The sequence below is a fragment of the Gottfriedia luciferensis genome (assembly GCF_002156865.1).
Taxonomy (GTDB): Bacteria; Bacillota; Bacilli; order Bacillales; family Bacillaceae_G; genus Gottfriedia; species Gottfriedia luciferensis.
On record NZ_NCTA01000001.1, the window covers coordinates 365,000 to 378,870 of the forward strand.

A 13,871-nucleotide genomic window follows, 5' to 3' on the forward strand; every position below is an offset into this window, starting at 1 on the left:
TTGAAAATTTATATTTTAACTAATCGTTTTACGATTGAAGATACACGCTCTCCAAGTACGCGTATTTGTTCGTCAGTATTTCCATAGCCAAAGCTAAAACGCACCGAAGAACGTAATTTAGGAGAATCAATTCCAAACATTTCAACTAATACATGAGATGGGTCAATACTCCCAGCTGTACACGCAGATCCACTTGATGCTGCAATGCCAGATAAATCAAGATTGACTAAAAACGATTCAATTGAAATATCTTCAAATGATAAGTTTAACACATGTGGTGCAAAAAACGTCTCATTTCCATTTTTTTCAAAACGAATGTCATTTTCTCTTAAAACATTCACTAAGATATCTTGAAAACGTAAATAGTTTTTAACACGTTCTTCTCTTTCTATGTGAATTACTTCAACAGCTTTCGCTAGTCCAACAATCCCGGGAACATTTTCTGTACCGGCACGACGTTTTCGTTCTTGTTGTCCACCAAACTGCATTTGTGTAAAAATTGCATTTTCACTTACATAAAGAAAACCTACACCTTTAGGGCCATTTATTTTATGTGATGAAATAGATAAAAAGTTCACACCCAGTTCTTCTACATTTATTGGAATCAATCCATATGCTTGAACCGCATCTGTATGAAATTGAGCTTGATGGTCTCTAAGAAGTTCACCAATTTCTTTGATTGGTTGAATTGTTCCGATTTCATTATTAACCATCATAATCGATACTAAGATTGTATCATCACGGAGTGCAGCCTTTACATCATCTAGATTCACACGTCCTGTCTCATCAACAGGTAAATACGTCACCTCAAAGCCTTCTTTTTCAAGAGCTTGGCATGTATGTAATATAGCATGATGTTCTATACTTGAGGTAATAATGTGCTTACCATATTTTTGATTAGCATAAGCAACCCCTCGAATAGCTAGATTGTCACTCTCTGTACCACCGCTTGTAAAAATTATCTCGTTAACTTTCGCTCCAATACTATTTGCACAAATCATGCGAGCTGTATCAATTTTTTGTCTTGCTTGTCGACCAAAAGAATGAATACTTGATGGATTTCCAAAAGTCTCCTGCATCTCTACTACCATCTTTTCAATTACTTCTGGATGCATCGGAGAAGTAGCTGCATGATCTACATAAATACGTTCCATTTTTATTAAATCCCTTCTTTATGAAGCGTTCAATTCATTGAACACATTAAAATTAAATATAAAACATATAACCATTTAAATCATCAGATTCCAATTTAGCTAAATCTTCAAGACTTGTATGGTCTAAAACTTCATTTATAGCATTTTGAACACGTGTCCAAAGCTCCTTTTGAGCAGGATTCTCATCCTCAAGATTTTCAATTGGGGATAATGATCCTTCTAGAGCAGTAATAACCTCGCCTGCTGAAATCTCATTTGGCTCCTTTGTTAAAATATACCCACCATATGCTCCACGAATACTTTTAACAAGTCCAGCATTACGCAATAATGAAATAATTTGTTCTAAATAATGCTCAGAAAGATTTTGTGCATTTGCAATCGTTTTTAATGAGATTGGTTTATCACAATATCTTTTCGCTAACTCAATCATTACTGTAAGTCCGTATCTTCCTTTAGTTGAAATCTTCATCTATTCACTCCGTTCAATTAACTATATCTCTTAGTTTAGTCAGTTTTACCCTATTTATAAAACTGTTTTAATACAATTATTGTACACTATATATTATATAAATTCATATTTCTGCAAAAAAAATACACTAATCCAATTGGAAAAGTGTATTATCTCTCATTTCAAACTAACTTTTCAACTTTCCAGCTCGAATGAATTGTGCAGTTGCAGCTTTCTCATCGAAGTCCTCAACATTTTTTCTTGATTCTTTTACATTATTTAAAAAACTTATAATTTGAAACTCGATACTTTTAATTTCATACTCAGTATCAGCATTTAATAAATCCTGTAATAAATCGAAATAAATCGCTTTTTCTTCAGGTGTAAGTGCTGGCTTCATTACATGCCTCCTTCATCTTAGCTAAGAATGGGACGGGTTCTAAACAATTTGCTTAGAAATATTATGGAGTGAAGTTACTCTTTCTCTTTCCGTATTAAGTGCTCTACTTAAAAGAAAGCTTTGGGATGAAAGGCCAGCCAATATACAATAGCCAATTACCATACGCATATCTTTCAACATGTTTTCTGGTATAAATAATGAAACAAATAAAGTCGCTGCTGTCGCTCCAAATAAAATATCCGCGAGAAAACCCAAATAAAATCCTTTCTTCCGCTTTACCGGAAGCATAATCGTACCTTTGTTAAACAGGATGTGAAAAATAAATCCGGTCACTCCACCAATGACGACCGCCAGCACATAGAGTTTAACCATGTTCATCCTCCATTCTTAATTTTAGGTACAAAAAAAATTCCTACTTTCGTTTCGAGATAGAATGTTCGAAATGATAACTAGGATTGGACAAGTTCTATATTCAAGTTATGAACAGCTTGTTCTTATTATTATAAAAGTCTATAAATAAATTTTCAAAACAATTTGTAAAATATATCCAATTATGACAAAAAATAAGGTAAGAGTCCTAAATTAATTCTTTCTTACACTAAACTATAATCCTATTATTTAGCTATTTCTACTTATTCTTTGTATGATATATTTGAAGAATAATTTGCAAAAGAGGAGGTTATAAGTTGGCCGTACAAACAAAATTTAAAAAAATAATAAAAAAACTCCACCATCAAGATCTTTATCAAAGGGCAAAAGGAGTAGACCAACTTAGACAAGCTCTTCATTCAAGTGCTACTATTGACTCTTTAATCTATTTATTAGAAGAAGCAGGAAAAAATTTTCCTAGATCAATGGAAGATTGGGATGATGGTAGCTATCATTTAGTTGGATTTTGTTCAGAGTTTCAACATGTCGATCTAATTAATCCCATTGAAAAGAATTTCGACCAATATAGTGAACGAGCAAAGACTCAAGCGCTTTATTTATTGATAAGCCTTAAATCCGAACTTGCGAGAGACGCTTACTTTCGAATTATAAAGAAAAATATTGATCAAATTGGTTTTGGTATTAATGTACAATTTATTTTTGAAGAAACGGAATGGACACCTTTTTTAGTAAAAAACTTATTACCTTACATTGAAAAGGAACAAACTGCAGTATCAATTTTCCATATGATACTACTCTGTTTAAGAAATTCAATTTCACTTCCATTTACGAATGAAGAGAAAGATTTTATTAAAGAGATCTTGAAACAATACTATAAACAAAGAAGAGAATCTTATCTAAATTATGATCGAGATTACAATTTAAAATATGTATACCAAGCTTGGAAAGAGTCATACATCATGGTTCGAGCCGAGATGGGGATTTACCTTCAATTAATGCAGTTTTACTTTGATGATTCAATCTATCGTTATTTAGAAGAAGCACTTCAATTTAATGATCCATATTTAAAAGTTGATGCAGTTATATCGTTAATGGAGCAAGGCGTTCAAATTGATCAGGAGATGCTTGATTATTGCGCTCATAATATCGAATCATCTGTATGGTTTTATACAAAGCTTAGCGAAGTTTCAAAAAAAGATGTTTATCCAATAACTGAAGAACACCAGCGTAGCTTTGTTAAAAACAGACTTTTTCATTACTTAATAGACCATCAAGATTTTGGAATCATTCCTGATGAAATTGAGGTCATAAAACGGTATGATACTTTAAATTATTATGGTGAAGAAGTTGCTTATTATTTAACTAGATTTCGAACTGTTCAAGACGACTGGTTAGAAAAAGATTGGATGGCTGCGCTTGTAGGTGCTTATTTTCCTAACCAAATTCCGAGTCCTAAAATTGTAGATGAAACGATTACCACATTTACGAAATGGGATCAATTAACTGAGGATGAACATAAGAATCACCTTGAAGCAGAAAACAAAAAGAATACTGATAAACTTGATCAGGAAGTTATTTTGGAATCAAAGCCAGGCTGGCATTTCGGTACTTATTTTCTTGGTTTCCTAACTGCCGTACGAACAGTAACTGCTTTCGGAACCAATGACCCAATTTATTTTTTATTACTAAGCTTACTTTGGGTGGTATTCTTATTTAAAGTTTATGCAACAGTAAAACTCCGAAAAGAATTAAAAGTAATTTTAACAGTTCGACATCTAACCTTAATAAAACGAAATGAAATAACGACGATTGAACTTCATAAAATCAATCGAATGACATTAGAGCTTCGCAGATGGGGTAAAAACGAAGGGAAAATGGCAGCTTACCAACGAAAAGTAAACTATATTGTTTTCTATGACAAAGAAAATAACGAGATATTATCCATTCCTTCGACTTCCATTAATTCTGAATTACTATTCTTTGAAATAAAATTATTAACTAGCCATTTAGTTGAGACCCCAACTATTGAAGGATATGAAAATGATATAAGTGCTTAAGAGTCGAGATCAATTCTCGGCTTTTTTTATTCATGCTCAGTTCACATTAACTTGTTACGATTAAAGTCATAAGTAATAACTACTCAAAAAGGTGGATTGTTAAACATGAATAGGAAAAAAAGTTGGTGGATTTTATTTATCATTTCTCTCATTGTCATTATTCCATTTATGGCTCCTTATTTTTTATTTAACCCAGATCATAGCAGAATCGCTATATTTTCTACTACGATTCAATTTCCTGCACTAATTGCACATATCTTTTTTGCATTCATTGCTTTAATTGCTGGTTTTTTACAATTTGGAAAAAGCATAAGGAAAAATAATGATCGGATACATAAATTAACTGGTAGAATCTACTTTTATAGCATTAACATAAGCGCATTATTTGCGATTATCGTTATTTTTTATGTTGATAATTTTTCAAAAGCTATTTCTTTTCTCGTATTAACGATATTATGGCTTTTTACTACTTGGAAAGGTATTGATAGTGCAAGAAAGAAAAATTTTGTAGACCATCGTAAATGGCTGATTAGAAGTTTTGGAATAACTTTAGTTGCGATTACTGGTAGAATAGTTGTGCCGATTTTACTTTTAACTTACTCTTTATTAAATGGATTTCATCTCCCTGGTGGTAGAGAGGGAATGATTGAAGACGTACTTAATGTCAATATTTGGGTAGGATTGATCGTTAATTTTATCATTGTTGAATGGGGAATTTTAAATAAAAAGAGCAAATCTTAATAAAAAGAGAAGATGATTTAAGCATACTTTACTTAAACATCTTCTCTTTTAACTCTGAAAAAGATGATTGATTTCCGTTCCAGGATGCTCGCTTTCCATGGGGCGTGAGCTGAGCCTCCTCGGCAAGCCTGCGGGGTCTCACCCTTCCCGCTACTCCCATAGGAGTCTTCGCACCTTCCACTCCAATCAATTTCTTTAAATATCTTTTAATTTTCCCTATTCTGTTCTTTTTTGAACTGTTGGAGCTTTTCAAAAATGGCCCCGTATCGTTTTTCACTTCCAGCTTCTTTTGGTTTGTAATAAACTTGATTAACAAGTCGATCTGGTAAGTATTGTTGATTTACCCATCCACCAAAATTACCTAGTGGATGATCATGTGGATAGATATAACCAATTCCATGTCCCATATCTTTTGCCCCTGCATAATGGCTATCCTTCAAATGTGAAGGGATATCATCATGTAATCCGCTTCTTACGTCACTTAAAGCTCGATCGATTGATGTAACACTAGAATTAGATTTTGATGATAAGCATAGTTCAATTACCGTATTTGATAGAATAATTCTTGCTTCAGGAAAACCAACTTGTTTTGCAGCTTCACAGGCTAATACAACCTTCCATGGATCACCGGCTAAACCGATATCCTCGTAAGCAATAACTAAGAGCCTACGTATAATACTTGTTAAATCACCGGCTTCAATGAGTCTCGCCAAATAATATAGTGCTGCATTCACATCACTTCCACGAATACTTTTTTGAAATCCTGACAATGTATCATAATGAAAATCTCCATTTTTATCATGATTAAATCCTTTTGAACGTAGAAATTCATCGATAATTTCATCTTGTACTATAATCGTTCCGTCCGATTCCTTTGGTGACCCGTAAACAATCGATTCCAGTATATTTAAAGAGGATCTAGCGTCACCATTCACTCCGTGGGCAATTTTCAATATTTGCTCTTCCGAAATTTGAATTTGTAAATTACCTAAGCCTCTGTCTTCATCTCTTAACGCTTTATCTAGTAATTTAAATATATGCTTCGGTAAAAGTGGGTCTAATTTTAAAATATGATTACAACGACTTCTAATCGCACTATTGACGTCGTGATAAGGATTTTCAGTTGTTGCGCCAATTAAAGTAATAAATCCACTTTCTACATAAGATAATAAATAATCCTGTTGTAGCTTAGACCAACGATGGATTTCATCTGCAAATAAGATGATTTCACCGAACATTTTTGCTTCATGAACGATATCTTCAAGTTCTTTTTTACCTGAAGTAGTCGCATTGACGGTTACAAATCTTTTATCTACGGTACCAGCAATTGCATAGGCAAAAGACGTTTTACCGATACCTGGCTCCCCATGTATTAACATTGAAGGAACTCGCCCATTATGTATTAAACGATACAAAGCAGATTCTTTACCGATTATCTTCTCTTGACCGATCAATTCGTCTATCGTTCTTGGTCTCATACGGTATGCTAGAGGTTCATGACTCATTTTTCACCCTCCTTTATAACAAACTCTTTTTTCTATTGTAAATGAATTGGAAACATTTTTCATCTTCAATAAAAATATTTTGGTGAAGATAAGATTAGATGAAGATAAGTAGGTGAGTAATAAATGAATGCTCAAAAAACAAAGTGGTCACAAGAGGATGAAAATACATTAATCGAACTAGTTGAAAAATACGTAAAAAAAGGAAAATCAAAGCAAGAGGCATTTGAAATGGTAGCCAATATTGTTAATCGTACAAAAGCTGCATGTGCTTCAAGATATCGCATACTAACAAAAAGCCAACACTTTGAGGAAAAAGAAATAAATAAAGTCGCACAGTTTGAAATAAATCTAGATACAATCATTCAATATTTAATAAATTTTGATCATATGTCAGAGCAAAACATCAAATTAAAAGAAAATATTTATAAATTAAAAATAAAAAATGCAGAACTCAACGAAAGATTAACCAATTTAAAAAATACAATTCAACAAAAACAAAAAGTATTAAAAAATTTAGCGATTGACTCGCTTTAGACATAATACCGTAAAACTTTCACATATTTTGTAGACCTGTACTATTGTATAATTGAATAATAAATAGCTTAGCAATAGTAAGGAGCAATAGAAATGAATTGGAAAAAAGGCGGTTTATGGATTATTATTTTCTTTATCGTTAAAGGTACATTCTCTACACTTCTAATTATTACAGGTGCTAAATACTTCAACTTAACATATACTCAAATTTTACTCCTAGTTATCGTACTGTTAGCTGTTTCGATCATCGGTCGAAAATTTTTACGTAAACGTAAACAACAAAAAAAGAACGATTTATCAATGTAAATGAACCCCCAAGAATAAAAAATCTTGGGGGTTCTTTATTAAAGATTACTGGGGCTTTCTTTTATTCATTTTTCTCGATTCCTCATCATTTACTACACCGTCTTTGCCTATTTTACCTTTTTTCTTAACTACATTATTTTTCTTTTTATACATAACATTTAATCGATTTGATAAATTATCCACTTTATGCTGCGTTCGATCTTTTTCCATATTGTTTCCACTACATGCTGTTAATAGCATGAAAGATATTCCGAAAGTACAAAATACTTTTAAGGTTTTATTCACCATCAAACACCTCCTATTGAAGGTAGTTTCTGCATTTATAAATAAAAAAACTGTAGGAAATTAATTCCTACAGTCATACTTTTAGCAAACGATGGCATTCATTTGAGATATGCCTGTTACTTGTTATTCTCTACCAACTCGCTTAATTTCTATATCATTTATTAATTCACGTACAACGTGGCTCGCTGCAATTAAGCCAGCAACTGATGGTACAAACGCATTTGAAGAAGGTGGCATTTTTGCTTTTCGAATTTTTGTATTTTCATCTGGAACGATTTCTTTACGGATATCTTCACGGATTACAATTGGACTTTCATCTGAATAAACAACAGTTACCCCTTTATGAATACCTTCTTTACGAAGTTTCGTACGAATAACCTTAGCAATTGGATCGTGAGTTGTTTTCGAAATATCAGCAATTCTAAATCGCGTTGGATCCATTTTATTTGCAGCACCCATGCTAGAAATAATTGGAATACCACGACGACGACACTCTTTAATTAAGTGAATTTTATATGTAATTGTATCAGAAGCATCAACTACAAAGTCTAATGGAATTTCGAAAAACTTTTCAAACGTCTCTTCAGTATAAAACATTCTATGTGTAATTACTTCACACTCAGGATTAATCTCAAGAATACGTTGTTTCATCATTTCTACTTTTGGTTCTCCAACTGTAGATAATAATGCATGAATTTGTCTATTAACATTTGTGATGTCAATCACATCTTTATCAACTAGTATTAAACGGCCAACTCCAGAACGTGCTAATGCTTCCGCTGAAAATGAGCCAACTCCTCCAATACCTAAAATAGCAACCGTACTGTTTTGTAATCGCTCTAAACCTGCTTTACCAAATGCAAGCTCATTACGAGAAAATTGGTGTAACATTTATTCAACTCCCACTATCTTAATCAGAATACAATGCTTTAAATATACACGATATAAGCTATTTTCATCAAGCTTAATTGAAAAAAACACCATTAAAAAGAAAAAGGAAAGGATTAAGAAATTCATTCTCTCACCCTTCCTCTTTATTTTACTCTTCTACAGTTGTTTTTAACGCTAATTCTTCTAATTGTGCACCAGAAACTGGACTAGGTGCATTTGTTAATAAGCAACTTGCTGATGCTGTTTTAGGGAAAGCAATCGTGTCACGTAAATTAGAGCGACCTGAAAGTAACATGACAATACGGTCTAAGCCTAATGCAATTCCTCCATGTGGTGGAGTTCCATATTCAAATGCTTCCATTAAGAAACCAAATTGTGCTGTAGCTTCTTCCTCAGAGAATCCTAAACATTTGAACATTTTCTCTTGTACATCTCTTTCGTAAATACGTACAGATCCACCACCAAGTTCGTATCCATTTAATACTAAGTCATATGCTTGAGCTTTTACACTACCAGGATCAGTATCTAATTTCGCAATATCTTCACGAACTGGCGATGTAAATGGATGATGAGCTGCAAAATAACGATCTAAATCAGCATCATACTCAAGTAGTGGCCAATCAGTAACCCATAAGAAATTGAATTTAGATTGATCAATTAAGTCTAAGTCTTTTCCTAGTTTTAAACGAAGTGCCCCTAAACTATTTGCAACTACTGTAGCATCAGAAGCTACAAATAAAATTAAGTCCCCTACTTCCGCTTCAACAGCTAATTTTAAAGTAGCAAACTCTTCTTCGCTAAAGAACTTAGCGATTGGTCCTTTGAAGCCATCTTCTTCAAGCTTTAACCAAGCAAGACCCTTTGCTCCGTAACGGCCAGCATACTCTTGAAGACCATCGATGTCTTTACGAGAATAATTCGCTGCTTGACCTTTTACATTTAAACATTTTACTTGGCCACCATTTTCTACTGCAGAAGTGAATACTTTAAATCCACTTTCTTTTGCAAATGAAGATACGTCAATTAACTCTAATCCAAAACGAGTATCTGGTTTATCCGATCCGTAACGGTTCATTGCTTCTTCATAACTCATGCGAGGAAGTGGTGTTACTAAATCTACACCTTTTGTTTCCTTCATCATTTTAACCATCATTCTTTCAGTCATTTCCATAATTTCCTCTTGAGAAAGGAAACTCGTTTCAATGTCTATTTGAGTGAATTCTGGTTGACGGTCAGCACGTAAATCTTCGTCACGGAAACAACGAGCAATTTGGAAATAACGTTCAAAACCTGATACCATTAATAACTGTTTAAAAATTTGTGGTGATTGAGGTAAGGCATAAAACTCACCTGGATGTACACGGCTAGGTACTAAATAGTCACGAGCTCCCTCTGGTGTACTCTTCGTTAAGATTGGTGTTTCAACTTCTAAGAAGTCTTCACCATCTAAGAAATCACGAATTGATTTTGTAATTTTTGAACGTAATTTAAATGTGTCATACATAACTGGACGACGTAAGTCTAAATAACGATATTTTAAACGAAGGTCTTCTGCAACTTCTGTTTTGTTTTCAATCGCAAATGGAGGGTTCTTAGCCTTGTTAATAATTTCAAGCTTTTCAACAGATACTTCAATTGCACCAGTTGCAAGATTTGTATTAACAGTACCTTCTCCACGAGATACTACTTTACCATGTACATGAAGGATAAATTCATTACGTACAGTTTCTGCTAATGTTAATGCTTCACCTGAAGTTTCAGGATTAAACACAATTTGTACAAGTCCTGTACGGTCACGTAAATCAATAAAAATTAATCCACCTAAATCACGTCTTTTTTGTACCCAACCTTTAAGTGTTACACTTTGACCAATATGTGATTCTCTTAATTCTCCACATAGATGCGTTCGCTGTTCCATTTTCAGTTCCCCCAATTATTTATTTAGAGCTTACGTATTTTACAAAAATGTCTAATGCAACTTCTTCTTGTACACCAGTTTCCTGATTTTTTAAATTAATTACACCTCTAGATAATTCATCCTCACCTAGAACTGCAACATATTTTGCTTTATATCGTTCAGCAGCTTTAAATTGCGCTTTAATTTTACGATTTTGATAATCTTTTTCACAAACTAGACCAGCTTTACGTAATTGATATAAAATAGCTGTTGCTTCTTTTTTAACTTCATCTCCAAGTGCAATTAAGAATACATCCATTTCTTGTTGGATCGGAAGTTCAATTCCTTCTGTTTCTAACGCTAATAATAATCGCTCGATACTTAATGCAAAACCAATACCTGGTGTATCTGGACCACCAATTTCTTCAACCAGTCCGTTATAGCGACCACCGCCACTAAGTGTTGAGATTGTACCGAAGCCTTTTCCTTCTAACATGATTTCAAAGACTGTGTGATTATAATAATCTAATCCACGTACTAAATTCGCATCAATTTCAAATGGAATTTTCATAGCAGCTAAATATGCTTGAACAGCTTCAAAATAGTTTACAGATTCTTCGTTTAGATACTCTAAAATTGAAGGTGCAGTTTTCATTGAAGGATGATCATGATCCTTTTTACAATCTAACACGCGTAGAGGATTTGATTCTAAGCGTTTATTACAATCACCACATAACTCATGTGCAACAGGTTTAAAGTGATTTACTAGCGCTTCACGGTGTGCTTTACGGCTTTCTAAATCACCTAAACTATTAAGAACTAACTTTACATTTTTTAAACCAAGTCCTCTGTATAAATCCATCGAAAGTGCCAATACTTCGGCATCAATTGAAGGATCATTACTTCCTAATGCTTCAATACCAAATTGTACGAATTGACGATAGCGACCTGCTTGTGGACGCTCATAGCGGAACATTGGACCAATATAATATAACTTTGTAGGTTGATTACTATTTCCGAACATTTTATGTTCAACATAAGAACGCGCGATTGATGCAGTTCCTTCTGGACGTAAAGTTAATTGACGATCTCCGCGGTCTGTAAATGTATACATTTCTTTTTGAACGATATCCGTTGTATCCCCAACTCCTCGTTGAAATAATTCAGTATGTTCAAACATTGGAGTACGAATTTCATGATAGTTGTTTCGCTTGCATAGGTCTTTTGCAAACTTTTCAATATATTGCCATTTTTCAACCGTACCAGGTAAAATATCCTGTGTACCTCTTGGAATATTAATCGACATTGTAAATCCTCCTAAATAATAAACCTTAATAAATACAAAAAACCCTCGTACCTACTGAAATAAAATCAGTAGGGACGAGAGTTATAAGCCCGTGGTGCCACCCTAATTGAAGAACAATAACTGTTCTCCCACTTTCATCGTTAACGCCGATTACGTTTATCCTTACTAGAAAAATCGTTCAGAATAAAGCCTCAGGAGTGTCTTTCAAATAGTCAACTTGTGGAAATACTCTCAGCCACGGCATTTCCTCTCTCTCCAAGCGATTCTATCTTACTTTTCTCCGTCAATGGAATCTTACTATGTATAAATATGTTATTTAATATCTTACGTTCGGATACAATAATTGTCAAGAACAGTTAATAAATTTTTTACGAACGTTCTAACTGTAAAAAAGACGGCATACGAGATTGACCACTGTGACTGGAGTTCGTGTGCTCTTCCGATCTGATCTCCGCGGTCTGTAAATGTATACATTTCTTTTTGAACGATATCCGTTGTATCCCCAACTCCTCGTTGAAATAATTCAGTATGTTCAAACATTGGAGTACGAATTTCATGATAGTTGTTTCGCTTGCATAGGTCTTTTGCAAACTTTTCAATATATTGCCATTTTTCAACCGTACCAGGTAAAATATCCTGTGTACCTCTTGGAATATTAATCGACATTGTAAATCCTCCTAAATAATAAACCTTAATAAATACAAAAAACCCTCGTACCTACTGAAATAAAATCAGTAGGGACGAGAGTTATAAGCCCGTGGTGCCACCCTAATTGAAGAACAATAACTGTTCTCCCACTTTCATCGTTAACGCCGATTACGTTTATCCTTACTAGAAAAATCGTTCAGAATAAAGCCTCAGGAGTGTCTTTCAAATAGTCAACTTGTGGAAATACTCTCAGCCACGGCATTTCCTCTCTCTCCAAGCGATTCTATCTTACTTTTCTCCGTCAATGGAATCTTACTATGTATAAATATGTTATTTAATATCTTACGTTCGGATACAATAATTGTCAAGAACAGTTAATAAATTTTTTACGAACGTTCTAACTGTCTCTTTAAATCACGTACTTCTCTTAAAGTAAGTCCAAATTCACTTGCAACTTCTAAAGAATTAGTCTCTTGGCCTCTCGTTTGAAATTCGTGAAAATCCATATTTAAGACACCTTTTCTACCTGATCCTAGACTATTGCGATTGTTTATTCTCATGATGCAGTCTCCTTCCAAGTATGTTGTTATATAGGATGTCCAAATACATTAAGAGGTAAACAACAAACTTAAAAAAAGTTACTTGATGAGAACTAAAAAATTGTAAAAAATCAATATTGATGATTTCCGTTCCAGGATGCTCGCTTTCCATGGGGCGTGAGGCTTTAGCCTCCTCGGCAAGCCTGCGGGGTCTCACCCTTCCCGCTACTCCCATAGGAGTCTCCCACCTTCCACTCCAATCAACGTCTTTAAATAGTGTATTCTTCAAATTCGTTAAAATCTTTTTCAAAATTTGTTTTATAAAATAAATAATTACATTAACAGACATGAATATGAGCTTAATCAAAAAAGACTAGTGATACAGGGCGTAGCCTGAAAGAGTTCGTTCAATCTAAGAAAAGTACCCTAAAACTAGACTTTGATCCCGGATTGGAAATCAATATTCTTTTTATTAACAGAGTCAAACAAAAAAAAAAAAACCATGGTCTCCCATGGCTCACTAAAATAATTTTAATGTTGATTGAAAACTTTCTACGGAACCATCAATAAAATGCATTATCCCATAATACACAATGATTATACAGATTACGAATATGATTGCTTTAAAGAAACTTTTGAGGATTGTAAACAAAATTACACCAGCAATGAGGATTAAAATGATTGTAATGATGTCCATCTAGTTACCTCCCCTGCTTCTTTGTAAGAATCCGTATACTCATTATATTCGTTAGAAGAAGTCATTATTTTAA

Annotated in this window: 15 protein-coding genes, 1 pseudogene and 2 other annotated features; of the genes and pseudogenes, 4 read left to right on the forward strand and 12 right to left on the reverse strand. The window is 33.6% G+C overall.

Annotated elements, in window-relative coordinates:
• Positions 1–8: 8 nt before the first annotated feature.
• The 4 genes from B7R67_RS01815 to B7R67_RS01830 form a co-directional block, all read right to left on the reverse strand.
• Positions 9–1,154, reverse strand: coding sequence for a cysteine desulfurase family protein (locus B7R67_RS01815; RefSeq protein WP_088067005.1), 1,146 nt, complete (start codon positions 1,152–1,154; stop codon positions 9–11).
• A 52-nt stretch (positions 1,155–1,206) separates the two neighbouring features.
• The gene (gene cymR / locus B7R67_RS01820) at positions 1,207–1,623 is read right to left on the reverse strand and encodes a cysteine metabolism transcriptional regulator CymR (protein WP_088067007.1); all 417 of its coding nucleotides are present in this window, start codon (positions 1,621–1,623) and stop codon (positions 1,207–1,209) included.
• 166 nt (positions 1,624–1,789) lie between these two features.
• Positions 1,790–2,002, reverse strand: coding sequence for a hypothetical protein (locus B7R67_RS01825; protein ID WP_088067009.1), 213 nt, complete (start codon positions 2,000–2,002; stop codon positions 1,790–1,792).
• Between the two features lie 39 nt (positions 2,003–2,041).
• On the reverse strand, positions 2,042–2,374 hold the full coding sequence (locus B7R67_RS01830) for a DUF4257 domain-containing protein (protein ID WP_158095001.1): 333 nt from the start codon (positions 2,372–2,374) through the stop codon (positions 2,042–2,044).
• 314 nt (positions 2,375–2,688) lie between these two features.
• On the opposite strand from B7R67_RS01830, the gene B7R67_RS01835 reads away from it, so the two are divergent.
• Both B7R67_RS01835 and B7R67_RS01840 read left to right on the forward strand, forming a co-directional pair.
• Positions 2,689–4,449: a hypothetical protein gene (locus B7R67_RS01835; protein ID WP_088067013.1), complete on the forward strand. Its 1,761-nt coding sequence runs from the start codon at positions 2,689–2,691 to the stop codon at positions 4,447–4,449.
• Between the two features lie 105 nt (positions 4,450–4,554).
• Positions 4,555–5,190, forward strand: a complete 636-nt coding sequence (locus B7R67_RS01840; RefSeq protein WP_088067016.1) for a DUF2306 domain-containing protein — start codon at positions 4,555–4,557, stop codon at positions 5,188–5,190.
• 206 nt (positions 5,191–5,396) lie between these two features.
• On the opposite strand, the gene B7R67_RS01850 is transcribed toward B7R67_RS01840, so the two are convergent.
• Entirely contained in the window at positions 5,397–6,695 is a 1,299-nt protein-coding gene (locus tag B7R67_RS01850) for a replication-associated recombination protein A (RefSeq protein WP_088067020.1), read from the reverse strand.
• Between the two features lie 123 nt (positions 6,696–6,818).
• Between B7R67_RS01850 and B7R67_RS01855 the strand changes: the two genes are divergently transcribed.
• Together B7R67_RS01855 and B7R67_RS01860 are read left to right on the forward strand one after the other, a co-directional pair.
• Positions 6,819–7,229, forward strand: a complete 411-nt coding sequence (locus tag B7R67_RS01855) for a Myb-like DNA-binding domain-containing protein (RefSeq protein ID WP_088067022.1) — start codon at positions 6,819–6,821, stop codon at positions 7,227–7,229.
• 93 nt (positions 7,230–7,322) lie between these two features.
• Positions 7,323–7,535: a hypothetical protein gene (locus B7R67_RS01860; RefSeq protein ID WP_088067024.1), complete on the forward strand. Its 213-nt coding sequence runs from the start codon at positions 7,323–7,325 to the stop codon at positions 7,533–7,535.
• A 45-nt stretch (positions 7,536–7,580) separates the two neighbouring features.
• Here B7R67_RS01860 and B7R67_RS01865 read toward each other — a convergent pair whose 3' ends face one another.
• The 7 genes and pseudogenes from B7R67_RS01865 to B7R67_RS21995 all read right to left on the reverse strand — a co-directional run bounded on the left by B7R67_RS01865 (position 7,581) and on the right by B7R67_RS21995 (position 13,798).
• Entirely contained in the window at positions 7,581–7,823 is a 243-nt protein-coding gene (locus B7R67_RS01865; protein ID WP_088067025.1) for a hypothetical protein, read from the reverse strand.
• 120 nt (positions 7,824–7,943) lie between these two features.
• Positions 7,944–8,711, reverse strand: coding sequence for a tRNA threonylcarbamoyladenosine dehydratase (locus B7R67_RS01870; protein ID WP_088067027.1), 768 nt, complete (start codon positions 8,709–8,711; stop codon positions 7,944–7,946).
• Between the two features lie 148 nt (positions 8,712–8,859).
• A complete protein-coding gene (gene aspS, locus B7R67_RS01875; RefSeq protein WP_088067029.1) occupies positions 8,860–10,629 on the reverse strand; it encodes an aspartate--tRNA ligase in 1,770 nt (589 codons plus the stop codon).
• A gap of 19 nt (positions 10,630–10,648) precedes the next feature.
• A complete protein-coding gene (hisS, locus tag B7R67_RS01880) occupies positions 10,649–11,914 on the reverse strand; it encodes a histidine--tRNA ligase (RefSeq protein ID WP_088067031.1) in 1,266 nt (421 codons plus the stop codon).
• Positions 11,915–11,981: 67 nt separating this feature from the next.
• Positions 11,982–12,210, reverse strand: a binding site (T-box leader).
• 154 nt (positions 12,211–12,364) lie between these two features.
• Positions 12,365–12,580 (reverse strand): annotated as a pseudogene (locus B7R67_RS01885) (ATP phosphoribosyltransferase regulatory subunit); the annotation flags it as partial.
• Positions 12,581–12,647: 67 nt separating this feature from the next.
• Positions 12,648–12,876: a binding site (T-box leader), on the reverse strand.
• 72 nt (positions 12,877–12,948) lie between these two features.
• Entirely contained in the window at positions 12,949–13,122 is a 174-nt protein-coding gene (locus B7R67_RS21990) for a hypothetical protein (RefSeq protein ID WP_088067033.1), read from the reverse strand.
• Between the two features lie 499 nt (positions 13,123–13,621).
• On the reverse strand, positions 13,622–13,798 hold the full coding sequence (locus B7R67_RS21995; protein WP_158095002.1) for a hypothetical protein: 177 nt from the start codon (positions 13,796–13,798) through the stop codon (positions 13,622–13,624).
• Positions 13,799–13,871: the final 73 nt, after the last annotated feature.

Coding starts and splice junctions, on each gene's coding strand:
- B7R67_RS01815 (WP_088067005.1), bottom strand. CDS start 1,154: ATGGAACGTATTTATGTAGATCATGCAGCTACTTCTCCGATGCATCCA.
- cymR (WP_088067007.1), bottom strand. CDS start 1,623: ATGAAGATTTCAACTAAAGGAAGATACGGACTTACAGTAATGATTGAG.
- B7R67_RS01825 (WP_088067009.1), bottom strand. CDS start 2,002: ATGAAGCCAGCACTTACACCTGAAGAAAAAGCGATTTATTTCGATTTA.
- B7R67_RS01830 (WP_158095001.1), bottom strand. CDS start 2,374: ATGGTTAAACTCTATGTGCTGGCGGTCGTCATTGGTGGAGTGACCGGA.
- B7R67_RS01840 (WP_088067016.1), top strand. CDS start 4,555: ATGAATAGGAAAAAAAGTTGGTGGATTTTATTTATCATTTCTCTCATT.
- B7R67_RS01850 (WP_088067020.1), bottom strand. CDS start 6,695: ATGAGTCATGAACCTCTAGCATACCGTATGAGACCAAGAACGATAGAC.
- B7R67_RS01855 (WP_088067022.1), top strand. CDS start 6,819: ATGAATGCTCAAAAAACAAAGTGGTCACAAGAGGATGAAAATACATTA.
- B7R67_RS01860 (WP_088067024.1), top strand. CDS start 7,323: ATGAATTGGAAAAAAGGCGGTTTATGGATTATTATTTTCTTTATCGTT.
- B7R67_RS01865 (WP_088067025.1), bottom strand. CDS start 7,823: ATGGTGAATAAAACCTTAAAAGTATTTTGTACTTTCGGAATATCTTTC.
- B7R67_RS01870 (WP_088067027.1), bottom strand. CDS start 8,711: ATGTTACACCAATTTTCTCGTAATGAGCTTGCATTTGGTAAAGCAGGT.
- aspS (WP_088067029.1), bottom strand. CDS start 10,629: ATGGAACAGCGAACGCATCTATGTGGAGAATTAAGAGAATCACATATT.
- hisS (WP_088067031.1), bottom strand. CDS start 11,914: ATGTCGATTAATATTCCAAGAGGTACACAGGATATTTTACCTGGTACG.
- B7R67_RS21990 (WP_088067033.1), bottom strand. CDS start 13,122: ATGAGAATAAACAATCGCAATAGTCTAGGATCAGGTAGAAAAGGTGTC.
- B7R67_RS21995 (WP_158095002.1), bottom strand. CDS start 13,798: ATGGACATCATTACAATCATTTTAATCCTCATTGCTGGTGTAATTTTG.